General features: G+C 62.7%; 18 protein-coding genes and 4 pseudogenes. 9 read left to right on the top strand and 13 right to left on the bottom strand.

Going from position 1 to position 23,112, the window contains the following annotated elements; genetic code table 11:
* Nucleotides 1-656 precede the first annotated feature (656 nt).
* The 3 genes and pseudogenes from AWB75_RS25750 to AWB75_RS39510 form a co-directional block, all read right to left on the bottom strand.
* Complete coding sequence (locus tag AWB75_RS25750) at nt 657-1,787, bottom strand: porin (protein ID WP_061126871.1); 1,131 nt, start codon at nt 1,785-1,787, stop codon at nt 657-659.
* Between the two features lie 1,175 nt (nt 1,788-2,962).
* Nucleotides 2,963-3,064 carry a type II 3-dehydroquinate dehydratase gene (locus tag AWB75_RS39505; protein ID WP_235012236.1) on the bottom strand — a complete coding sequence of 34 codons (102 nt, stop codon included), beginning with the start codon at nt 3,062-3,064 and terminating at the stop codon, nt 2,963-2,965.
* 62 nt (nt 3,065-3,126) lie between these two features.
* Nucleotides 3,127-4,004: pseudogene (locus AWB75_RS39510) on the bottom strand (LysR substrate-binding domain-containing protein).
* A gap of 359 nt (nt 4,005-4,363) precedes the next feature.
* Here AWB75_RS39510 and AWB75_RS25765 point away from each other — a divergent pair.
* From AWB75_RS25765 to AWB75_RS25775, 3 genes and pseudogenes are all read left to right on the top strand, one after another.
* Complete coding sequence (locus AWB75_RS25765) at nt 4,364-4,669, top strand: type II toxin-antitoxin system RelB/DinJ family antitoxin (protein ID WP_061126927.1); 306 nt, start codon at nt 4,364-4,366, stop codon at nt 4,667-4,669.
* Nucleotides 4,666-4,914: a type II toxin-antitoxin system RelE/ParE family toxin gene (locus AWB75_RS25770; RefSeq protein ID WP_061126875.1), complete on the top strand. Its 249-nt coding sequence runs from the start codon at nt 4,666-4,668 to the stop codon at nt 4,912-4,914. The genes AWB75_RS25765 and AWB75_RS25770 overlap by 4 nt, the downstream gene beginning before the upstream one ends.
* 394 nt (nt 4,915-5,308) lie before the next feature.
* A pseudogene (locus AWB75_RS25775) lies at nt 5,309-5,624 on the top strand (F0F1 ATP synthase subunit alpha); the annotation flags it as partial.
* On the opposite strand, the pseudogene AWB75_RS38200 reads toward AWB75_RS25775, so the two are convergent.
* Nucleotides 5,612-5,934 (bottom strand): annotated as a pseudogene (locus AWB75_RS38200) (DDE-type integrase/transposase/recombinase); the annotation flags it as partial. The pseudogenes AWB75_RS25775 and AWB75_RS38200 sit on opposite strands and share 13 nt — an antisense overlap.
* A gap of 729 nt (nt 5,935-6,663) precedes the next feature.
* Here AWB75_RS38200 and AWB75_RS25785 point away from each other — a divergent pair.
* Entirely contained in the window at nt 6,664-7,341 is a 678-nt protein-coding gene (locus AWB75_RS25785; RefSeq protein ID WP_061126877.1) for a heavy metal response regulator transcription factor, read from the top strand.
* A complete protein-coding gene (locus AWB75_RS25790) occupies nt 7,341-8,756 on the top strand; it encodes a heavy metal sensor histidine kinase (protein WP_061126878.1) in 1,416 nt (471 codons plus the stop codon). The genes AWB75_RS25785 and AWB75_RS25790 overlap by 1 nt, the downstream gene beginning before the upstream one ends.
* On the opposite strand, the gene AWB75_RS25795 is transcribed toward AWB75_RS25790, so the two are convergent.
* The 3 genes from AWB75_RS25795 to AWB75_RS25805 form a co-directional block, all read right to left on the bottom strand.
* The gene (locus AWB75_RS25795) at nt 8,731-10,275 is read right to left on the bottom strand and encodes an efflux transporter outer membrane subunit (RefSeq protein ID WP_087086837.1); all 1,545 of its coding nucleotides are present in this window, start codon (nt 10,273-10,275) and stop codon (nt 8,731-8,733) included. The genes AWB75_RS25790 and AWB75_RS25795 overlap by 26 nt on opposite strands.
* 12 nt (nt 10,276-10,287) lie before the next feature.
* Entirely contained in the window at nt 10,288-11,448 is a 1,161-nt protein-coding gene (locus AWB75_RS25800) for an efflux RND transporter periplasmic adaptor subunit (RefSeq protein WP_235012245.1), read from the bottom strand.
* 97 nt (nt 11,449-11,545) lie between these two features.
* The gene (locus tag AWB75_RS25805) at nt 11,546-14,746 is read right to left on the bottom strand and encodes an efflux RND transporter permease subunit (RefSeq protein ID WP_061126880.1); all 3,201 of its coding nucleotides are present in this window, start codon (nt 14,744-14,746) and stop codon (nt 11,546-11,548) included.
* Between the two features lie 321 nt (nt 14,747-15,067).
* Here AWB75_RS25805 and AWB75_RS25810 point away from each other — a divergent pair, with 321 nt between their 5' ends.
* On the top strand, nt 15,068-15,400 hold the full coding sequence (locus AWB75_RS25810) for a DUF4148 domain-containing protein (protein WP_061126881.1): 333 nt from the start codon (nt 15,068-15,070) through the stop codon (nt 15,398-15,400).
* Nucleotides 15,401-15,734: 334 nt separating this feature from the next.
* On the top strand, nt 15,735-15,941 hold the full coding sequence (locus tag AWB75_RS25815) for a hypothetical protein (RefSeq protein ID WP_061126882.1): 207 nt from the start codon (nt 15,735-15,737) through the stop codon (nt 15,939-15,941).
* 5 nt (nt 15,942-15,946) lie between these two features.
* Here the strand turns inward: AWB75_RS25815 and AWB75_RS25820 are convergent.
* Nucleotides 15,947-16,036: pseudogene (locus AWB75_RS25820) on the bottom strand (DDE-type integrase/transposase/recombinase); the annotation flags it as partial.
* 236 nt (nt 16,037-16,272) lie between these two features.
* Between AWB75_RS25820 and AWB75_RS25825 the strand changes: the two are divergent.
* Nucleotides 16,273-17,103 (top strand): alpha/beta fold hydrolase, encoded by an 831-nt coding sequence (locus tag AWB75_RS25825; RefSeq protein WP_061126883.1) that lies wholly within the window; start codon nt 16,273-16,275, stop codon nt 17,101-17,103.
* A 182-nt stretch (nt 17,104-17,285) separates the two neighbouring features.
* On the top strand, nt 17,286-17,465 hold the full coding sequence (locus tag AWB75_RS38205) for a hypothetical protein (protein WP_061126884.1): 180 nt from the start codon (nt 17,286-17,288) through the stop codon (nt 17,463-17,465).
* Nucleotides 17,466-17,680: 215 nt separating this feature from the next.
* Here AWB75_RS38205 and AWB75_RS25835 read toward each other — a convergent pair whose 3' ends face one another.
* The 5 genes from AWB75_RS25835 to AWB75_RS25855 all read right to left on the bottom strand — a co-directional run bounded on the left by AWB75_RS25835 (nt 17,681) and on the right by AWB75_RS25855 (nt 23,104).
* Entirely contained in the window at nt 17,681-18,031 is a 351-nt protein-coding gene (locus AWB75_RS25835; RefSeq protein ID WP_327219833.1) for a MaoC/PaaZ C-terminal domain-containing protein, read from the bottom strand.
* 226 nt (nt 18,032-18,257) lie between these two features.
* Entirely contained in the window at nt 18,258-19,922 is a 1,665-nt protein-coding gene (locus AWB75_RS25840) for an electron transfer flavoprotein-ubiquinone oxidoreductase (protein WP_200823032.1), read from the bottom strand.
* Nucleotides 19,923-20,009: 87 nt separating this feature from the next.
* A complete protein-coding gene (locus tag AWB75_RS25845) occupies nt 20,010-21,695 on the bottom strand; it encodes a cation acetate symporter (RefSeq protein WP_061126885.1) in 1,686 nt (561 codons plus the stop codon).
* Nucleotides 21,696-21,698: 3 nt separating this feature from the next.
* The gene (locus tag AWB75_RS25850) at nt 21,699-22,016 is read right to left on the bottom strand and encodes a DUF485 domain-containing protein (RefSeq protein WP_061126886.1); all 318 of its coding nucleotides are present in this window, start codon (nt 22,014-22,016) and stop codon (nt 21,699-21,701) included.
* A 152-nt stretch (nt 22,017-22,168) separates the two neighbouring features.
* Nucleotides 22,169-23,104: an electron transfer flavoprotein subunit alpha/FixB family protein gene (locus tag AWB75_RS25855; protein WP_061126887.1), complete on the bottom strand. Its 936-nt coding sequence runs from the start codon at nt 23,102-23,104 to the stop codon at nt 22,169-22,171.
* Between the last annotated feature and the right edge of the window lie 8 nt (nt 23,105-23,112).

Here is a 23,112-nt window from a genome sequence, read left to right on the forward strand (position 1 = left end):
CGTTCGTCTCTTTGATTCTTACCTGACAGAGTAGATCCCTGCCTTTTCCAACAACGCTCACCACGAGGGCTCTTTACCCACGCAGCTTGTGGCGGTTTGGAGCCTGCTCCTGCAAGCCGACTCCGAAGGGCCTTCCTTCATCTTTGGTAAAGCTCCGCAAACATCGGTCGATTGATGCTCGCGTTCTTGGCACACCCCACCCGAATTTCACCTCTGGCACGACGGCAGGCTTCCGAAGACTCGTGACGCGCAAGGCATTTGTTAAAACGCGATACGCGATGATGTCCGCGGCGCTTTTCGCAGGAGTTTCATGGCAAGGCACCGGCCGTGCCGCGTCGCCCGACGCCGTGTACACGACGACCGTTCAGCTGCGCGACGGTAAAACTCTTACGTGTGATGTCAATCCGCCGGGAGGCGTACAACCCGCGCCTGCATCCTTGACCCAGACGGAGCAGCGCGAAGCCGAGGTGATCGCGACTTACCGGCTTCGTTTGCTGAGCGGACCGAGGTCGGACTATCCCACGGACTATACGGCGCCGCATGTCGTCTGCCGTCCCTAAAAGTAGTCGAGCAAAGGGCACACCAAAAAAAGGGAGACAGCGAAGAATTCGCTGCCTCCGTCCCTGCGGTAGTCCAACAACCGTCTCGCTCGTCGTTTAGAAGCGCGTACGGACACCCGTCGTCAGTTCAAGCTGGTTCGTCGCGCCGAACGTGCTGCCGACCGTATAGCCGCCATGCAGCTTCATGTAGTCGCCAGCCAGATAGAGCTCGGTGCGTTTGGATAGGTGATAGAAGATCGAACCGTAGAGCGTTTCCTTGAAGCCGTTGTGAACGCCGTTGGTCAGATCCGGCGTGCCGATATTCGCGTTGGGAATGTTGCCGTCGGCATTGTACGCGGCGTTATGCACGCGCATCTGCTGATAGCCGAGCTCATAGTCGAAGGCACCCTTCGGCGCGATCTTGAAGGACACGGTCCACGCGTCATCGTGACGCTGAGCTAAGGCTCCCTGACCTCCCAGGTAATGGAAGTAGCCGGCGTTCACGCGGAAGATATCGAAGATATAGTTGCCGCCGACCGACCACGTCTGATTGGTGAATCCACCGTGGTTGACGTGGTTATAGAAGCCCGACAGCGCGAACAGCCCCCCATTGTAGCCACCGGCGAACTGGTAGCTTGATCCCGGCGCAAACGAGGTCGAGTTGCTGAACGCGTAGTTCGCGCTGGCGAACAGGCCATTGCTGAACAGCTTCTTCCACGCGACGCTATTCGTGGACCGCGTGCTTGTCGCGCTGGCCGCGTAAAAGATCATTTGCTTGAAATTGTTCGAGTTGGTCCAGCCGCCCTCCTCGTACCTGAGCTTCGCCGAGCCGTAGGGATCGCCGTAAATCGCCGCAGCGTCACGCGCGATCGTGTTCTGGAAACCGGCGGTCAGCTCGCCGACCATTGGGTTGTCGAGCCCGACCCACGCGTCGCGATCGAATAGCTGGCCCGGATCTTCCATCTGGCCGTCGGCGACACGGTATTCGGCTTCGAGGGCGAAGATGATCTTTGAGCCGCCGCCGATGTCTTCGGCGCCTCTCATGCCGAAGCGGCTGCCGCTGAACCACGGCTCGCCGCCGTTACCCATCCCGATAACGTGATTGCCGTCAGCATCGGCATGGGTGATATAGGTGGGCACGCTCATATCCAGAAGCCCGTACAGCTGAACGCTCGATTGCGCCTGTGCGTTACCCGCCATCAATACGCCGGCCGTCGCCGCCAAGGTCCAACCGATTCTCTTTTTCATCGTCCCCTCTCTGCGCTCGTTGAACGGTCTAATGAACGGCGGCATCGCGTCGAATGCCGCCGCTTCTGCGACTAACCAAACGGACACGATCTTAGGGCACGAAATCTTTCATCGCGGTTTCGCGCTGGGTTGAAACATGTAGGTGATATCCACTCTTGCCTCTTTCGAATCTCGAGTGGGCGGACTGGAGGGTCAAGTGCGGGCGCAAGCCCGGCGAAGCGAACACTTGACGCGCGTGGGTAAATAAGCTGAGGCAGGGCTGGTTGCGGCAGAATGGTCGCGACGAGGGGTGCCTCATAAAGGATGGACCTGTACGGACATTGAAGACCTTGGTAGCCCCCAAGTAATGTGCGAGATGTGCGAGTCCAGTGCCGTGCGCTATGCCCATCGCATGACGCACCCGGAATACCCGCAGGTCCTGACGGTGGGATGCGTGTGCGCCGGACATATGGAGGGCGACCGTGCGCAGGCCGACCATCGAGACAACCAGATGCGCAATCGAGCTAGCAGTCGAAAACGCTGGCTCGGTCGGAAGTGGAAGACTTCGCAGAAGGGAAACGCCTACATCGAAGCCTGTGGGTATCGCGTCACGGTGCACCCGAAAGACGCCAAAAAGGGTTGGCTTGTGACCATTGCTAGCCTGGCGGACCGGAACGATATCTATCGCCCGCGGCGCAGGGTCGAAACGCTCGAGCAAGCGAAACTGGCTGGCTTTGATCTCGTCGCGCCTGCTTGCCCGGAACGGACTGCTGTAGCGAAGCGGCCTCGGCAACAGCCGAGCGACGGGCACAGAGCCCGTCGCGCTGATAACCAGACGGTATCGACCGTGTGCAAGAAAGGCATCACAATGTTGCGGGCCGGTAGATACGTAGATACCGCGTAGCAACTCATACGAAAAACCAGGTATGGGGACAAAGTCGGCTTCCTTTCGTCCGCACGGTGGGTACAAGACTCAACCACGCCCGTCCATGGGTCGCCTCCCGGCCAGTTGCGGTCATCGGATCCGGACCGAAGATGAACATCCAGTCGGCCGCTTCGTCTTCGAAAGCAGCCGTCGAACGAATTGATGACAATCGCGCCGGCGCGCAAGGGTTGAGAAAGGCACGTCGAACTGCGTTCGAATTCGAGAAGCCGTCGAACGACGCGCGCCCTTTGTGAAGCGCGCCGAGGTCAAATCATTGGTATGTCTGGGTGCCGAGGGCCGAGCAGGGAAGAATCGCCAGCGCATCGGAGATGCTGTAGCTGTAGTGGGTGTAACCTCCGGCGTTGATCAGCAAGGAGTCTCAGCGCTCGTCAGACCGTGGCGCAGTCATTCGCGCAGTTTGCGCCGCGACTTCGTTCACGGTTTCCACAGTGCGAACTCGCCATCCGCCAGTTCCTGTTTGAGAAAGTCGATGCAAACGCGCCCCTTCGCCGATTGCGCCGCGCGTGCGGCCGATATTGCCCATACGTCCGCCGGTTGCTCCCAGGCTGGCAGCACGCGCTCGAGCGTGCCTTGCGCGAGCGCTCGCGCCACATACGACTGCACGACCATCACGATGCCGTGACCATCGTGGGCCCAGCGTAAGACCACGTCGCTGTGATTGGAAGCCAGCGGCCCGGTAACTTTCACGGTACTCCAGCCTCCCGGGCCGAGCAGACGCCACACGCCGAACGGCTCGTCGCGCTCGCGGAAGACGAGACAGTCGTGCGCGCGAGTTCGTCGACGCTCTTCGGGCGTCCGAGCATGTCGAGGTAGCCGGGCGCTGCGCACAACACGCGTGGACTTACGGCGATGTGATGCGCGATCAGCCCCGGCTCCTGCACCGCTCCCACGCGAATGTCGAGATCGAAACCCTCATCGACGAGATTGACGCGCCGGTCGACAAGTTCCAGCCAGATTTCGAGCTCGGGATAGCGCTTCTTCATCAGCGACACGATGGGCGCGATGTGACTGCGCCCGAGACGCTGGCTCGAACTCATCCGCAGCGATCCCCTAGGATTTACCCGCAGGTTGGATAGATCGTCGCGCATCGCATCGACGTCCTGCAGGATCGCGCGCGCCCATCGATTGACCGTTTCGCCGTCGGTCGTGAGCGACACGCGGCGGGTGGTGCGATGCAGCAGCTTTACCTCGAGCGTCATCTGGTATGGGACCGGTTTAATCGCGGTTCTGGGCAGGACGTACCAGGAAGCGGACTGGGAATGTCGATCATCAAGCGCATTGCAGACCAACATGCTGCCGAGGTGTCATTGGCCGATGGGCTCGGCGGGACAGGGTTGAACGTAAGATTGCGCTTCTTGACAGCATAAACGATCTACGGCCGCATCCCGCCCGGCGGTGCCATTGCCCTGCATGAACGTTTGCACGGCACCATGCCGGTTTTCTCGAGACGTATCGCAGGCCTACGAACAGCGTCGTTCTCTGCGAGCGGTTGTCGCAAAGCGCGCATCCGGTCGTGAAGTGCGGTCGAGACTTCGCTCGGTTGCTCCGGGACGTCAAATCGCTGCCGGGCATGTCAGAAGTGCGGTGATATCGCATGTAATGCAGTTGAATTACAATGCAGGAGAACCGAACCACTGAAAGGAGTCGCGTTATGGCTGCGAGTGCATTGGTACAGACGCGCATCGATCCGGTGCTGAAAGAACGCGCGGCCGCGGTGCTCGAAAACATGGGGCTGACTGTCTCCGACGCCGTGCGTATCCTGCTGACGCGCGTCGCAAATGAAGGTGCGCTTCCTTTCGCATTCGCTGCTGACCCTGCCCTCCATGACGCCTGGTTCCGCGCGAAAGTACAGGAGGCATTAGCCGATCCGCGGCCGGCTATTCCGGACGATGACGTCGAAGCCCATTTCGCTAAACGTCGCGCGGCAGCGCTGCGTAAAGCCGACGGTGATGCGTGAGGCTTGAATGGTCGATCTTCGCGCCTGAGGACCGAGACCGAATTTTCGACCACATCGAAGCCGAGAGCCCGCGTGCTGCCGTTATGGTCGATGATCGGATTCGCACTCAAGTCCGCCAACTGCTTCAGTTCCCTGAGACTGGCCGGCTGGGTCGCATCGACGGGACTCGTGAGATAGTCATAAGCCATGGAAACCCTTGCCACATAAGGCAATCTGACCTGTTAGCGGAGGCATATCTTGGCTGAGCCTCGGAGCGTCGAACTCGTATGGTCGAAATAAGTCGCCGAGATGACCCACATTAGCCGAATTGATGCACCCATTAGCGGAAATAGCGAACCTCAACACATGGCAATGCGAAGGGGAAGTCCGTCATCTGGTGGCACAACGACTCGTCGACATGTCGCATCTGCTCGGTGGCTTGACGACCGTTAGCAAGAACTACTGCTAACGCGTAGCTGTTTCCGCTTCGACGACCGGCAATTCCCGACCCACTTCGGTCATACGCCTCTGCACTATCACGACGGCCGCTTCCAAGGCATAGCGGCCATCGATTCTGAGCCCACCGCCTTGTACTTAGCGGTTACTGACATCCAGAGGCCGCGTTGATGAGGCAGTCGCAGTATGCTTTCCCGACACTCGCTCGTCGAGGCGCTGTTCGCTATCGGACGCGGCCGGCGTGAATTGACCATCGGGAACCGTGCGAGAAACGGCGAGCGCGGTCGACGCCTTGGTGAACCAGAGAAACGCCGATGTGATCTGCGTCGTAGCCATCGGCCAAAGCGCCACTGCCGTGCAGCGCGTGATCGACGCGGCGCGTCCCAACGGCGACTTCGCGCGCTGCGTATTCGGGGTCGCCTCCTCGGCCGCTTCGCCCGGGCTGCAATGGATCGCGCCGTTCAGCGGCTTTTCGATTGCGAAGTATTTTCGCGATCGCGGTCAGCATGCGCTCGTCTTGTTCCGCTTGGCTCGGAACAGAAGATCGATGTGTTTCCCGTTTTATCCACTGCTCGGCAAAGATACTTCCACGAGCCCTTGACCTTGATATAGATCTCGTCAACTGGCCAACTCTTGCCGACCGGACGCTTGAGCTTCCGAAATGTCTTTTCTAACAGATGCATCACCTTGATAACCCAGCGATGCACCATCCAAACGATCGCCGCCAACATCGCGCTCAGCCAGCATTTCCTCAAGCTTGCGAAGACTCAGCGAGTAGGCAACGTACCATCGCACGCATAGCAGCAATGCGGATAGTGCAGCCGCTTCAGACTGCCCGGAGCAAACGTCGTTTGGCGTCAGTGTCTTCTCCATCGCGCGGTCAAAGCGTTTTCGTCAAGCTCGAATTCTACCTTCTCCGGGTTAATGCGACAGAACCGTTCTGACGCGGTAAGCACATGAATTTGAAAGAATGAAGTGCCGATCTCGTGGAATGAGTTGAAGGAGGTAAAAAGCGGCGACCAGTGGATGATGGCGCAGGCTAGCCACCGACAACGCACGCTCGCAGTAGGCGCCCGTTTCCCAGCCGATCAAGCTGCGTTCCGGGTCCTCTCCAATCAGATGGAGCGTGTCGCCCCGATGCCATAGCGCTTGACTCCCGCCTGCCCGAGAACTTACACAATGACTTCAGCGCCCTTCTTGCTCATGTACGTCTCTGATACTTAAAAGTGGGAATACGAAACGAAGCCTGGGACAGACAGGCGATGCGGATTGACGCCGAAAAGCGACATCGCGATGAGTCAGGTTAGGCAATCGGATCCGGCGTGACTAGCTGTACCTGGGATTGTCGACGCAGTCGAATGGTTGAGTCACTCCATACCATGGCTTAACGTGCGCTCGATGTGGTCAGGCGTATTGCCCTTCATAGGAGTGTTCGGAGCGAAGGCTCTTGCCTCAACCGTGTCTGCTGCCCGCTCCGCACGACGCGAGAAGGCAGGAGCACTATGCGACGCGCGAGGAACGCATAAAATCGAATCACACGGACTCAACGATGAGCGGCCATGCGCATTTTAGTGATCGAAGACGAACCGAAGACCGGTGTCTACCTGAAAAAGGGTTTCGAGGAGTCGGGCTATGCCGTGGATGTCGCCGCCGACGGCGCCGAAGGCCTGATTCTCGCGAAGGAGTCCGAGTACGACGTTATCGTGCTCGACGTTATGCTTCCCGCCATGGACGGCTGGTCGGTGCTCAAGGCGCTGCGCGCCACGCGTACGACGCCAGTCCTGTTTCTCACTGCACGTGACGACGTCAGCGATCGCGTCAAAGGCCTCGAACTGGGCGGCGACGATTATCTCGTCAAGCCCTTCGCATTCGTCGAACTGCTCGCGCGCGTGAGAACGCTCGCGCGGCGCAGTCCCCCGCGCGAGAGCGATGTGATGAAGCTCGGTGACCTCGAAATCGATGTCACGCGGCGGCGCGTGCGGCGTGGCACGACTCGCATCGACCTGACGCCGCGCGAATTTTCACTGCTGCAACTGCTCGTGCGCCGCCAGGGCGAAGTGATGACGCGCACGCAAATCGCGTCGTATGTCTGGGACATGAACTTCGACAGCGACACCAACGTCGTCGAAGTCGCCATTCGCCGGCTGCGTGCCAAGATTGACGACGCCTTTCCCGTCAAGCTCATCCATACCGTGCGCGGCGTCGGTTACGTCGCCGAACTCAAAGAGCCCGCCTGATGCCCGCGCGCGCGCTCACCACGACGCTTGCGCTCAGTTTCGCCGGCACGACGCTCACGGTGTTCGCCCTCGTGGGGAGCACGCTCTACTTCACGCTCGATCGGGAAATCAAGCGCCAGGACGATCTCGACATCGTGCTGATCGCGCGGCATACGCGCAGACTTGCCGAGGAACTCCGCTCCGAGGATGACGTGCGCGAGCACGCGGACCGCCTCACGAGCCAGGTACTCGGTCATCAGGCGCTGTCGATGGAGATTCGCGATGCAGGCGGCGCAAATCTCGTCGAACACAACACACAAAGCCTGGCCGACGCGACATTCCCGGCAGCGGCGCTCGCGGGACGCCTCGGCGCGTCGCAACGAATCACGGAGCGCGACGTGCTCGAATGGCAAAGCGCACGCGGTGTGCCCGCGCGGGGGCTCGCTGCCGACGCGACGCTTCGCGACGGCACGCCCGTCATCGTCGTGATCGCCCGCGACATGACCGACCGCTGGCGGCTGCTGGACCGTTATCGCGAGCGGCTCTATCTGGCGGGTAGCGTCGGCATGCTGCTCGCGTTCGCGGCGAGCTGGCTGCTCGTGCGCGAGTCGCTGCGCCCGTTGCGCGACATGGCTGCGCGCGCCGGAGCCGTGACGGTCGAGCGTCTCGACACGCCGATCGAAGTCGATGGCGCGCCGCGCGAACTGGAAACACTCGTCGAGTCCCTCAACGCGATGCTCGAGCGCCTGCACGGCGGCTTCGAGCGCATGTCGCAATACACGGCCGATCTCGCGCACGACATGCGCACGCCGCTCGCCAATCTGCGCGGCGCGACCGAAGTGGCGCTCTCCCGCGCGCGCTCTGTGCCCGAATACGAGGCGCTGCTCGAATCGAATCTCGAGGAGTGCGAGCGTCTTTCCCGGATGATCGAAAGCGTGATCTTCCTTGCACGTGCGGAGCATCCGCAGTTCGTGACGGCGCTTGCCGAGTTCGATGCAAAGGAGGCGCTCGCGCAGATCGCCGACTACTTCGAGGGGCTCGCGGACGATGCCGGCGTGAACATCCGCGTGACGGGCAGCGGCCGCCTGCGGGCGGACAAGGAACTGTTCCGGCGCGCCGTCGGGAACCTGCTCGCCAATGCGCTGCGGTACACGCCGCGCGGCGGCGAGATCACGATGAGTGTCGCGCAGACGGCCAGCGCGCTCGAGGTCACCGTTGCCAATCCCGGCACGCCCATCGACCCCGCGCTGCTGGAACGGATCTTCGACCGCTTCTACCGCGCCGATGCCTCGCGTCATAGCGGGCCGAAGTCAACGGCTTCGGCCGGTCTCGGACTCGCGATCGTGCGCACGATCATGGCCTTGCACGGCGGCAAGGCGAGCGCCATGAGCGACGTGAACGGCACGCGCTTCATTCTGAGCTTTCCGCGTCGCTGAGCGGACCGCTGCTCTGGCGAGGCGATTCCGTGTACCCACTCGGCGATGTGCGGTCGCCGCTACGCGGTTCCGCACTTGCGCCAAGCGACGCACGACCCCATCCGCCGCCCAGCGCCTGCAGCAGGTGCACGCTCGCATCGAGCCGGCGGCCGGCGATCTGCTCTTCGTTGCGTTCATTGCTGAGCGCGATGGTCTGCGCGGTCACGACGTCCAGATAGTTCACGGCGCCCGCCTGATAGCGGTTGGTCGTGAGCTTGAGCGAGAGCTGCGCGGCGACCGTCGCACGTTGCTGGCTCACGGCTTCACCGGCCAGCGTATCGAGCGCGCTCAGGTTGTCCTCGACCTGCTGGAACGCCGTGAGCACGGTTTGCCGGTAGCCCGCGACCGCGGCGTCGTATTGCGCATTGGCCTGTTTGAGCGAGGCGTCGCGCCGGCCGCCGTCGAAGAGCGTGCCCGCGAGCTGCGCGCCGAGCGACCAGAAGAGGCTCGGTGCGGTGAGCCATGGCGCGAAGAAGGTGCTTTCGAGTCCCGCTGATGCCGAAAGGGTGAGGTCGGGATAGAACGCCGCGTGCGCCTCGCCGATCTGCGCGTTGGCCATGGCCACGCGCCGCTCGGCTGCGGCGATGTCGGGGCGCCGCTGCAGCAGAGCCGAGGGCACGCCTGCGGGAATGGACGGCACGCTGGCCGGCTCGACGTTCGGCGACAGCACGAACGAGGAGGCAGGCACGCCGATCAGCGTCGCAACGGCGTGCTCTAGTTGCGCGCGCTCCACGTCGATGTCGCTGTCCGCGGTGCGTGCGCTTTCGAGCTGCGTTTGTGCCTGCGCGACGGCCGAGGCATCGATGGCGCCGTCCGCGAGTTGTTGCTGGACGATGCGCAGCGCGGCGCCGTAGGCGGTCACGGTGTCGTCGAGCAGCTGCTTTTGCCGGTCGAGCGAGCGCAGATCGAAGTAGTCGGTCGCGAGCTGGCTGGTCACCGAGAGGCGCACCGATTCGAGATCCGCTTCGCTCGCCTGGGCGTTGTCGCGCGCGGCGACCGTCGCGTCTTTCACGCGCCCGAACAAGTCCGGCTCCCAGCTTGCCGCCACGCCCACCGAGTAATCGGGAATCGTCTTGCCCGCGAGCGAGTGATCCACGAGATTCTGTGAGGTGCGGTAGCGCTGCTGCGCCGCTCCCGCCGTGACCGTGGGTGCGTAACCGGCGCGCTGGTAATCGACCATCGCACGCGCGGCCTGAAGCTGCGCGACTGCGCGGCGCACCGTCTGGTTCGAGACATCGACGCGGGCTTCCAGCTGATCGAGTTCCTCGTCGTTGAAGGCGGTCCACCAGGGGCCGCGCGGCTGGCCGTCGGCGGGGCTCGCCACGGACCACCCGGGCGCCGCTTGCGGCGCCGCGGCGTAGTGCGCGGGCACGGCGACCTCGGGCACGCTGTAATGCGGTAGCGTCGAACAGGCGGCTAGGGTCGCCGCCATGCCGGTCGCGACGAGGCTGCGCATCCGGCAGACATGGATGTCGAACATGATGATCCTCGCCTATGCCTTGCCGCCCGTCGCGGCCGAAGCCGGGGTGCCGGGACTGGCCGTCACGCGCACGCTTTCGCCGTCGGCGATGGCGTCGCCGGGATTGTCAATGACGCGGTCGGTCGCCGAGAGACCGGTAGCGATCTCGAGGTACGTGCCGAAATCGCGGCCGATGGTCACCCGGCGCAACTGCACCTTGCCGTTCGCGCCGACGACGGCCACGGCCACGCCGTCGGGGCGGAACAGCAGCGCACTCACCGGGAGCTCGAGCGCCGGGTTGCTCGCGAGCTCCAAATGGACCTGGGCGTAAGCGCCCGGCATTAACGCGCCGTCGCGGTTGTCGACGTCCACTTCCACGTGCAGGGTGCGGCTCACGGGATCGATTGCATCGGCGCTGCGCGCGACGGTCGCGGCGAAGCGGCGCCCGGGATATTGCTGTGTCGCGAGCCAGACGCGCGTGCCCGGCGTGACGGCGCTCGCGTCGTCCTGCGGCACGTCGACGTAGACGCGCAGCCGGTCGGTCTGGGCGATGTGAAACAGCTCGCCGGGCATGGTGGCGAGCCCGGGCGTGCCGCCCCCCGTGACGAGTGCCCCGACCTGAACGTTGCGCACGGTGAGGACGCCATCGAACGGCGCAGTCACCTTCTGATACGAGACCATCTCCTGCAGGCGCGCCACGTTGGCTTGCGCGGCCTGCAGCGCGGCAAGCTTCGCGGCCGCGTCGCTCGTCTTCGCGCTGGCATCCTGCTGCGAGACGGACTGCGTCTGCAGCATCGTCTGCCATCGTTGCGCGGTGCTGTTCGCGAAGCGGTAGTTGGCCTCGGCCGTCGCTTCGTCGGCACGTGCCTGCTGCAACTGCGCATCGAGCTCGGGCGTGTCGATCTGCGCGAGCATCTGGCCCGCCTTCACGTGCGCGCCGATGTCCGCGTACCAGTGCTGCACGTAGCCGCTGGTGCGCGCGTAGATCGATGCGTCGGCCCACGGCATGACCGCGCCCGGCAGCAGCAAGTCCTGAGTCGCGGGCGCGCGCGTGGGCGTGACGGTGGCCACGATCGGGTCGCGTTGCGCGGCCACTTGCGCGGCCTGAGCGGTGTGCGCGTCGAGATGTGGCACGATGCCGGCTCCGAGCAGCGCGACGACGACGGAGCCCAAACCGAGGGCGAGCGGGAGCATGTGGCGCTTGCTAATGGCCGGTGCGGATCGGGCGTGCGCCGATGGCTTGTCCGCGGGGCGCTCTTCGGGAGAAGTTTGCGGGGTCATGAGAATTCCCTTATTGAACGTGAGTGGTCGCGTCACCATCGGCCGCCGTGGCGCGCGCCGTCCGCCGCGTCGCAAGCCAGCCGTGGACCATGCTGAACACGACGGGAACGAACACGAGCGTGGACAGCGTCCCCACTGCGAGGCCGCCGATGACGGCGCGCCCGAGCGGTGCGTTCTGCTCGCCGCCGTCGCCGAGTCCGAGCGCCATCGGCAGCATGCCGATCAGCATCGCGAGCGCCGTCATCAGCACGGGACGGAAGCGATTGAAGCCGGCATCGAGCGCGGCGGCCAGCGGCGCCATGCCGCCGGCGAGGGACTCGCGGGCAGTGTTGATGACGAGAATGCTGTTGGCCGTCGCGATACCGATGCAGAGGATGGTGCCGGTCAGGGCAGGCACGCTGAGCGTCGTCTGCGTGACGAACAGCATCCATGCGATGCCGGCCATCGAGGCGGGGAGCCCGCTGATGATGATGAGCGGGTCGAGCCACGACTGGAAATTCACGACCATCAGCAGATAGACGAGCGCGATCGCAAAGACGAGGCCGAACGCGAGCCCGCTGAACGAGGCGTTCATCGACTGCACCTGGCCGCGCATCACGATCGACGAGCCCGGCGGCAACTGCGCGCGCGCCGCATCGACGAGCCGCGTGACGTCGCTGGCCACGCCGCCGAGATCGCGTCCCTGCGTCGAGGCGAAGATGTCGAGCACGGGCTGGACGTTGTAGTGCGAGACGACGGCTTGCTGAGAACTGCGGGAGAGGGTCCCGAGCGTGCCGAGCTGGTTCTGCGGATTGAAGGCGACAGACTGCGTCGTCACGGGAATGTTGGCGAGCGTCTGAAGCGAATGAATGTCGTATTGCGGCACTTCGGCCATGAGCGGATAGCTGACGCCGTTTTTTGGATCGAGCCAGAAGTTCGGCGTGGTCTGCGAGCTGCCTGACAGCGCGATCAGCAGGTTCTGCGCGACGTCGCGCTGCGTGAGCCCGGCCTGCATGGCCTTCGTGCGGTCGACATTCAGGTTGATGGTCGGCGCGTCGCCGGGCTGCTGGATGCGGGCATCGACCAGGCCGCGCACTCCGCGCATCTGATCGAGCAGACGGTTCGCCACGACGCGGTTCTGCGCGAGCTTGTTTCCGACGATCTGCACGTCGATGGGCGCGGGCAGACCGAAGTTGAGAATCTGGCTGACGATGTCGGCCGGCAGGAACGCGAAGGTCACGCCCGGAAACGACGCGTCCAGCGTGTTGCGCAACTGCGCGACGTATTGCGCGGTCGACTTGTGCTTTGGCGCGAGCGTGATCAGGATGTCCGCGTCTTCGGGGCCGATCGGATCGGAAGAGTCGTAGGTGAGGTTGATGCCGCTCACCGGCACGCCGATGTTGTCGAGCACCGAGGCCTCTTCGTCCGCGGGAATCAAGGTGCGGATTTTCGCCTCGACCTGGTCGGTGATGCGCGCGGTCTCTTCGATGCGCGTGCCGGTCGGCGCACGCAAATGCAAGCGGATTTCGCCGGTATCGACAGCCGGGAAGAAGTCGCGGCCCGCGAACGGCATCAGCACGAGCGAGCCCAGGCACGCCGCGAGCCACAGCACGACGAAACGGTGCTGATGCGCGAGAGCCGCTGCGAGCACCGCGCGATAGCGCTCACGCAGGGCCTCGAAGCGGTGTTCGAAGCCCGCCTGGAAGCGGCTCAGCGCGCCGGCGATGCCGCGGACGGGCGCGGCGTCCCTGGTCCGCGCGCGCAGCAGGTACATGGCGAGCGTGGGGATCAGCGTGCGCGAGAAGAAGTACGACGCGCACATCGCGAACACGACGGCCTCGGCGAGCGGCACGAATAGATAGCGCGCGACGCCCGAGAGCAGGAACATCGGGACGAAGACAATGCAGATCGAGAGCGTCGAGACGAATGTCGGGACCGCGATCTCGCCCGAGCCGTTCAGGATGGCGTCGTGCAGCGGCGCACCGCGTTCGAGGTGATGCGTGATGTTTTCGATCGCGACGGTGGCGTCGTCGACGAGTATGCCCACGGCGAGCGCGAGACCGCCGAGCGTCATGATGTTGATGGTCTCGCCGAGCGCCGAGAGCGCAATCAGCGACGTCAGCACGGCGAGAGGGATGGAGACCGCGATGATCAGCGTGGCGCGCCAGCTGCCGAGAAAGAGCAGGATCATGGCGGCCGTGAGACAGGCCGCGATCAGCGCTTCGTGCACGACCCCGGAAATGGCTCCCTTCACGAACAGCGACTGGTCCGAGAGCGGTGTGATCTTGAGCGTCCCCGGCAGGCCGGCCGCGATCTTCGGCAGCATGGCCTTGACTTGCCCGATGATCGTGAGGGTCGAGGCGCTGCCGGTCTTCTCCACCGTGAGAAGCGCCGCGCGTTTGCCGTCTGCGCGCACGATGTTCGTCTGGGGCGCGTAGCCATCGATCACATGCGCAACGTCGCGCACGTAGACTACAGTACCGTTGACCGTCTTGATGGGCAGATCGTTGAGCGCGGCGACCGTTTGGGTGCTGCCGTTCATCTCGACGTTGTATTCGCGTGAGCCGATCTTTGCGGTGCCGCCAGGCAGGATGAGGTTTTGCGCATTGACGGCGTTCACGACATCGACTGGCGCGAGCCCTTTTGCCTGCAGTGCCTTCGGGTCGAGCTGGACCATGATCTGGCGGATCTTGCCGCCGTAGGGCAGTGGCACCGCCTCGCCTTGCACGGTCGCGAGCTGCGTGCGGATGAAGCTGTTGCCGAGGTCATAGAGCGACTGCTCCGGCAGCGTCGCGCTGGACAGGCCGAGCTGCAGCACCGGCACGGTCGAGGCGTTGTACGTGATGATGTTCGGCGGCAGCGTGCCGGGCGGCAGGATGCGCAAGATCGACGCGGAATTCGAGGCCGCCTCCGCGATTGCGCGGTTGATGTCGGCGCCTGGATGGAAAAAGATCTTGACGACCGAAACGCCATCGAGCGACTGCGATTCGATGTGCTCGATGTCGTCGACATCGGAGGTGAGGGCGCGCTCGTAGTTCGAGGTGATGCGCTGCGCCATGTCCTGGGCCGAGAACCCGTTGTACGTCCAGACGATGCTGACCACGGGAATGTCGATGTTCGGAAAAATGTCGGTGGGCGTTCGCATGATCGCGAGCGGCCCGAGGATGAAGAGCAGCAACGCGAGGACGATGAACGTGTAGGGGCGCGTGAGGGCCAGTTTGACGATCCACATGACAGGGTCCGGGTTGAGACGAGAACGACTGCGGCCACCGGCGAATGCGTCGGAGGCGGCTGCGAGGCGGCGTGATGGACGCAAGTATGTGAAGACCGCGCTTACCTCGTCATGACCCGGGCATTACGGATCTGTTATCTGCACAACGAGTGAATCGACGCGATTGGCGGCGGAAGGGAAGATAACGAAGTCGTAATCGGCACGTCACCTCTGGGTCAGCGCTGCACGACAAAAATGCATGCAACCTTCGCGATGTCGTCGAAGGCAGGCCGGAACTGCACTACTCCTGGATGCGGCGGCCCTCATGCAAAGGTGACCATCATGAAAGCACTCGTTTCCGCAATGTTCGTTTCATGCGCGCTGGCCGCACCGGTGTGCGCATTTGCCCAGTCGACCAGCGGTCCGGTGACGCGCGCCGAGGTCCGCGCCGATCTTCAGCGCGTCGAACAGGCCGGCTATCGGCCGGGAGGCTCCGAGATCAACTATCCCAGCGATATCCAGCACGCGGAGGCCATCGTCGCGCAAGAGAATACGACGTCAAACGCGGCGGTGGGCGGCACGGGGATGAGCGGCACGTCGGGCTCTGGCGCGCCGGCCGTGCAGACCACGGTCCATTCCGGCGACAGGGACTCCATTCGAAGCATTGACCGGTGAAACTGCGCAGAGGTTCTTACACTGGACCATCGGAAAATGGCCATGTTCCACCTGAGGATGACTGTACGCGTCGTTCAGTTTCACCGTGCCATCCAGCAGCGCCAGCGCTGTCTAGCTAAACGGGACGCCGTAACGCTCTACGCGTTTTCGCACCATCCTTAGAGTGAGCCGGTCGTCGTGTGCGCGCCGCTCTCCTGTCAGCGCTGCGGGGAGCCGATCAAAGCGGACGCTATGCGTGTGAACGACAGCATTGAATGTGTTTGATCAGTAATGAAGCGGCCGCCGGTTCACGCCAAAAAGCCAATTTCGGGGGGACATATGTTGGAGCACGAAGATGCAAGCTACCATCCGCAGGGCACGGCCATCTGCCGAGATCGCCGACGAAGCGACGGATTTCGCCGACGCTGTAGCCGATCTCGCGCGTTCCGACAAACTTGAAGGGTTTTATCTCGATAAGGATGGTAGGGCGAGCAATAGATTCGCTTCGCTCTTGTCGATCGTCACCACCTCAGGTTCGCCGCTCTACGCAATCGAGTTCTGAAGTTAGCGCTTTGCCGCAGTCTTGTCACGATGCGCACGCAACAGAAAATCGATCGTATCGCCCGCGTTGTCCACGGCGCGGTACAGATACTTCCAATGGGCTACAGCGTTCATACCCATTCATTGCCCCATTCGTTACCGCCGTACAACTCATGTGAGATCTTGTCATGAAACGCATGTCTGAATTACCAAAGCCTAGCTTCCCTGAAATTACGCGCCGCCAATTGCTGATTCTAGGGGCCGGCGCCGCAGTATCCGCGGCTGTGGCCAATGCAGCCTCCGCTGCGTCGGCCGCGTCTGGCAGCGCGGCAACTTCGCAAGGATATTTAGCCATGAACTACGTCACAACCAAGGACGGTGTCCAAATCTTCTACAAGGACTGGGGGCCCGCCAATGCGACGCCTATCGTCTTCTCGCACGGATGGCCTCTGAGCTCCGATGATTGGGATGCCCAGATGATGTTCTTCCTCTCAAAGGGCTATCGCGTCGTTGCCCATGACCGGCGCGGCCACGGGCGCTCGTCGCAGGTCTGGGACGGGCACGACATGGACCATTACGCCGACGACCTGGCAGCCGTGGTGACTCATCTCAACCTCAAGGGTGCCATCCACGTTGGCCATTCCACTGGGGGCGGTGAAGTTGTTCGTTACCTGGCGCGCCACGGCGAGAAGCATGCTTCGAAGGCCTGCCTTGTCGCGGCAGTGCCGCCGCTTATGGTCAAGACTGCGTCCAACCCGGGCGGTCTGCCGAAGGAGGTGTTCGACGATCTGCAACTGCAAACCGCGACCAACCGGGCGCAGTTCTTCCGCAACCTTCCCGCAGGTCCGTTCTACGGCTTCAACCGACCGGGCGCAACGACCCAGGAAGGCATTGTCCAGAACTGGTGGCGACAGGGAATGATGGGGAGCGCAAAGGCGCACTACGACGGCATCGTGGCGTTTTCGCAGACTGACTTCACCGAGGACCTGAAGAAGATCAACCTGCCTGTTCTGGTGATGCACGGCGACGATGATCAGATCGTTCCTTATGCCGATTCCGGGCCGCTGTCGGCCAAGCTTCTGAAGAAAGGCACGTTGAAGACATACAAAGGCTTCCCACATGGCATGCCGACCACGCACGCGGACGTCATCAACGCGGACCTGTTGGCCTTTATCAAGGCCTGAGCGAGCCCGGTCGAATGCACTGCTAGTTCGCTTCGAGGCGGACTAGGAGTTGCCGCTCCAACGCTGGACGGAACGAAACGCTCTGGCAATGAAGTCAGCATGCTCAGAGGCGGAAGAATGGTTGCATCTCGGACGCCCCTCACCGCACCGACACCGTCACCGAGACCAGCGCGGCGCTCTACGTGTGCAACCCGACCGTCTGGCGTCTGCGGCTGCGCACGGTCGCCGGACTGCGGGCGGACCAGTTCTGGTACGAGGTGTTGAACGACAATCCTGCCAACTCGGGAAACGGCAGCGACCGCATCGTCAGTCCGAAGCTGAGCATTGTGATGTCGCCGGCGAACCGGAGGAGAATTTTCTAATTTTCTGAACCGGGGACGCAGCTTCCACAGTAACGACGTTCGAGGCGCGACGACCACCGTCGAGGCTTGTCGCCGAAGCGCATTGGCGCCCCGTCGTTGTTGTCGAGGTGGTTGATGGTCACAGATAACGCCGCGACACGAACTCGGCGACGCAAACCGGCTTTGTCGATCGTTCGCGCTGAACGGTCACTTCGACCGTCATCTGCGCGCCATTGTCAATCGGCCCGTATGCGAGCAGCCTGCACGCCGCGCGAATGCGGCTGCCCGACCTGCACGGGCGCCGGGAAGCGCACGCGGTTCAACCCGTAGTTTACTGCCGTGCGCGTGTCGGCAACGCGAAACGCGCTCGAACAGAGCGACGGCAACAGGCTCAGCGTCAGGAATCCGTGCGCGACGGTCGCGCCGAACGTGCCCCTCCCCGCGCGAACGGGATCGATGTGAATCCATTGCGGATCGTCGGTGACGTCCGCGAAGCGATCGATGCGCGTCTGATCGACCGTCATCCACTCGCCGACACCGAGCGGCTGGCCGATGTGCGCCTCGAGTTCCCGAAGTTGCTCAAACACTCTCAAGAAAACCTCCAGCTCAGCGGCAATGCGGAGACAGGTAACCGACGACTTCCCGAGCGCGCCGGCACGGTCCTATGATTCGCACCCAAGCCAGAACGATTGAGACCTGCATGTGCAAAGGCGACAGAGCGCGGTGGCGCGTTGAAGATCGAGCACTTGCGCGCACCAGGCAGCACGAAAAGCTCGTCCTAGTCCGCGTGCAAGTTGGCACCGCCCTCAACGCTCACATGTTCGGATAGTTCGGTCCGCCACCACCCTCCGGCGACATCCACACGATGTTTTGCGTAGGGTCCTTGATGTCACAGGTCTTGCAGTGCACGCAATTCTGCGCATTGATCTGCAGCCGGTCTTCGTCCTGCTCGTTTTTCACGAACTCGTAGACGCCCGCCGGGCAGAAGCGCGCTTCGGGTCCTGCATAGGTGGCGAGGTTGATGCCGACCGGCACGGACGGATCCTTGAGCGTCAGATGCGCTGGCTGGTTCTCTTCATGGCTCGTGTTCGAGATGAACACCGACGATAGCCGGTCGAACGTGAGCTTGCCATCGGGCTTCGGATACTCGATCGGCCTGCACTGCGAGGCCGGCCTGAGCAACTCGTGGTCGCGGTGCTTGTGATGCAGCGTCCAGGGCACCTTGCCGCCCAAGAGCTTCTGCTCGATGCCCACCATCAGCGTGCCCGTGTACAGGCCCTTGCTCATCCACTGCTTGAAGTTGCGGGCGCGGTAAAGCTCATCGTGCAGCCACGAGTTCCTGAATCCTTCCGGATAGGCCGTAAGCTCATCGCCGCTGCGGCCGGCGTGCACCGCCTCGAATGCGGCCTCTGCAGCCAGCATGCCGGTCTTGATTGCCGCGTGGCTGCCCTTGATGCGCGAGGCATTGAGAAAGCCCGCGTCGTCGCCCACCAGCGCGCCGCCAGCGAAAGTGAGCTTCGGTAGGGACATCAGGCCGCCTGCCGTGATCGCCCGGGCACCGTATGAAACTCGCTTGCCGCCTTCCAGGAAGGCACGGATCTCAGGATGCGTCTTGTAGCGTTGAAACTCCTCGAACGGCGAGAGATACGGGTTCGTGTACGCAAGGCCCACGACGAAGCCCACTATCACCTGGTTGTTGTCGATGTGGTACAGAAACGAGCCGCCATAAGTATCCGCATCCAGCGGCCAGCCTGCCGTGTGAATCACGAGACCCGGCTGATGCTTGGCAGGGTCGATCTCCCACAGCTCCTTGATGCCGATCCCATAGACCTGCGGATCGGACTCCTTGCCCAGCTCGAACTTCTCATTCAGCTGGCGGCCCAGGTGTCCGCGCGCGCCCTCGCAAAAGAACGTGTACTTTGCGTGCAGTTCCATGCCGCGTTGGAAGTTTTCAGTCGGCAAGCCGTCCTTGCCGATACCCATGTCCCCCGTCGCCACACCCTTCACCGAGCCGTCGTCGTTATACAGCACTTCGGCGGCTGGAAAGCCCGGGAAGATTTCCACGCCCAGCCCTTCGGCCTTGTTGCCGAGCCAGCGCGTGACCTTGGCGAGGCTGACGACATAGTTGCCATGGTTCCTGAAGTTGTGCGGCAATGCCCAGTTCGGCACGGACATCCCCCCGTTTTTCGACAGGAAGAGGAAACGGTCTTCGGTGACGGGGACGTTCAGCGGCGCACCCGCTTCCTTCCAGTCCGGGATCAGCTCATCGAGTGCGCGCGGGTCCATGACCGCGCCCGACAGAATGTGCGCGCCGATTTCGGAGCCCTTTTCCAGCACGCACACGCCAATTTCGACACCCTTCTCAGCGGCCAGCTGCTTCAGGCGTATCGCAGCGGACAGTCCTGCCGGACCGCCTCCGACGATCACAACGTCGTATTCCATCGATTCGCGGGGACCGTATTGATGATGGCGCGGCATATTACTTTCCATGTACTTTGATATCAGGCTCCGAGTAAATTTCCCTCGGGTTTGAGCGTCACGACAACCTGAACGTCCGCTGCTGGTTCAATGATCGACCGCCTTCACCGGCAGGAGGCCCGTCTGGCCATAGAACTCCTGCAGCGCGAAGGCATCCCGCTCTCGCTGCGCACGAGCGCTGCGATCGAGCATCGAGAAAACCCAGATACCCGCGAACGCGAGCGGCACTGAAACCAGAGCGGGATTGTCGAGGAACACCGGGGCATGTGCCTGATGCAGCACATCGACCCATACCGATTTCGATAGCGCTGTCATGAGCACCGCGGAAATCAACCCGAGACTGCCGCCCGCGACGGCGCCGCGGGTCGTCATGCCGCGCCAGAAAATCGACGCGACCAGCACCGGGAAATTCGCACTGGCCGCGACCGCCCCGACGAGGCCGGCCATGAAGGCCACGTTGATGTGCTCGAACAGAATGCCGAGCCCGATCGCGACGACACTCAGGGTGAGTGTCGCAAGGCGGGAGATGCGCATCTCGCGAGCTTCGTTCGCTTTGCCGCGCGCGAGCCAGCAAGCGTAAAGGTCATGCGAAACCGTGGCTGCTCCCGAGAGCGCGAGACCCGCCACCACCGCCAAGATCGTCGCGAAGGTCACGGCCGCGATGAATCCGTAGAACAGATTGCCCCCCAACGCCTGCGCCAGCTTGACTGCGACCATGTTCGAGCCGCCGAGCAAGTCTCGCGTGAGATGGAAATGCCCATCGACCGTGGACTTGAAGAACTCGGGATGCTGGGCGAGCAGTGCAATTGCGGAGAAGCCGATGATGAAGGTCAACAGATAGAAGTACCCGATGAACCCGGTGGCGATGAATGCGGACTTGCGGGCCTCTTTCGCGCTTGACACGGTAAAGAAGCGCATCAGGATATTGGGGAGCCCTGCAGTGCCGAACATCAGCGCGATGCCGAGCGACAGCGCGTTCAAAGGATCCTTCACCAGCTTGCCCGGGCCCACGATACTGAGTGCGCCGGGGTGAACAGCGACGGCGCGTCGAAACATCTCATCGGGACTGAAGCCGAATTGCGCAAGCGCGGTGACGGCCATGAACGTCGCGCCAAACAGGAGCAACACGGCCTTGATGATCTGCACCCAGGTGGTCGCCACCATGCCGCCAAAGAATACGTAGGTTACCATCAGCGCGCCGACGATGATTTCGGCCATCCAGTACGGCAATCCGAACAGCATCTGGATCAGCTTGCCCGCACCGACCATCTGCACGACCAGATAGAAGATTACGACGACAAGCGACGTGCTGGCCGACATCAGGCGAATCGGCGCCTGCTGGAAGCGGTAGGCGATCACATCGACGAACGTAAACTTGCCGAGGTTGCGCAAGGGTTCGGCGAGCAGGAACATCACGAATGGCCAGCCCACGAGAAAGCCGACCGAGTAGATCAGGCCATCGAACCCAAATACGAACACCATGCCCGAGAGGCCCAGGAACGAGGCCGCGGACATATAGTCGCCGGCGATGGCGAGCCCGTTCTGAAAGCCGGTGATGCCTCCACCGGCGCTGTAGAAGTCCTTGGTCGTGCGGGTCCTGCGCGAAGCCCATCGCGTGATGCCTAGCGTGACAAGCACGAACAGCAAAAACATGCCGATCGCAACCGGATTCAGCTCGACATGGCCGGGCACCGGGCCTTCGATGGAGGAGGCGTGAGCAACTGCCGCCATCGAGGCAAGGATTGCGCTACAAAGGAAGTGAAGGAGTTTCATTGTCTATTCTCCATGCCGGACGTTGGCGAGAAATTCGCTCATCAACGGATCGAGCGTGCGGTTCGTGCGCATCACGTACCAGCCGCTCATCCCGACTGCGACCAGGATGATGCCCACGCCCGCGACGATGCCAATGTTGGTCGTGGCGCCCGCATACAGCGGACGGGCGAGCACGTGCGGCGCCAGGGCGACGAACAGGATAAAGCCGTAGTAGATGAGGATCATCAGCGCCGTCAGCATGAAGCTGAAGCGCCTGCGTGACGCGATGAGCCGCCGATACGCGGGACTCGCTTCGATTGAATCGATCTGGATCGGCTGCATGGTTTGTCTCCTGCCTGCAATCTGATGAAGTCGCTTTGACGACGGATGGAATCAGCCCTCGGTGGCTCGGTATGCTTAGGGGCTGCTTGAGGCAGCTTCTGGTCTTGGCGGGCGCGGAATGGCTCCGCGCGTAATTCGATGCTCGCCCGTGCTCAGCTCAGTTCTGTCGCCAGTTCCGGCACTGCGGTAAACAGATCGCCGACCAGGCCGTAGTCCGCGACGCTGAAGATCGGCGCTTCGGGATCCTTGTTGATCGCGACGATCACCTTGCTGTCCTTCATGCCCGCCAAGTGCTGGATCGCGCCCGAGATCCCCACCGCGACATACAGTTGCGGCGCAACGATCTTGCCCGTCTGCCCCACCTGGTAATCATTCGGCACGAAGCCTGCATCCACCGCCGCGCGCGAAGCGCCCAGTGCCGCGCCGAGCTTGTCCGCCAGCGGCTCCAGCACCTTCGTGTAGTTCTCGCCATTACCCAAGCCCCGGCCGCCCGACACGATGATGCTCGCGCTCGTCAGTTCCGGTCGGTCCAGCTTCGTCAGCTCGCGGCTCACGAACTGCGAGATGCCTGCATCGGCTGCCGCCTCGATTTTCTCCACCGTCGCACTGCCGCCTTGCGCGGCTACCGGGTCGAAGCCCGTCGCGCGGACCGTAATCACCTTGATCGGGTCTTGAGATTGAACCGTTGCAATCGCGTTGCCCGCATAGATCGGTCGCTCGAACGTGTCGGCATTGTTCACGGCGGTGATGTCGCTGATCTGCGCCACATCCAGACGCGCCGCGATACGCGGTGCGACGCTCTTGCCGTAAGCCGTTGATGAAGCAAGGATGTGCGAGTAGTTCTTCGCAATCGACAGCACCGTGCCTTCGACGTTTTCCGCCAGGCCTTCGGCCAGTTGCGGCGCATCGGCCAAGAGCACCTTCGCCACCCCGGCGATCTGCGCCGCCTGGTCGGCCGCGGCCTGTGCATTCAAACCCGCCACCAGCACGTGAATCTCACCGCCGATCTTCGCTGTCGCGGCCACCGTATTGAGCGTCGCCGCCTTCAACGACGCGTTGTCGTGTTCCGCAATTACGAGAATTGTCATGTCTATCT

The sequence above is a fragment of the Caballeronia catudaia genome, assembly GCF_001544755.2.
Lineage (GTDB): Bacteria > Pseudomonadota > Gammaproteobacteria > Burkholderiales > Burkholderiaceae > Caballeronia > Caballeronia catudaia.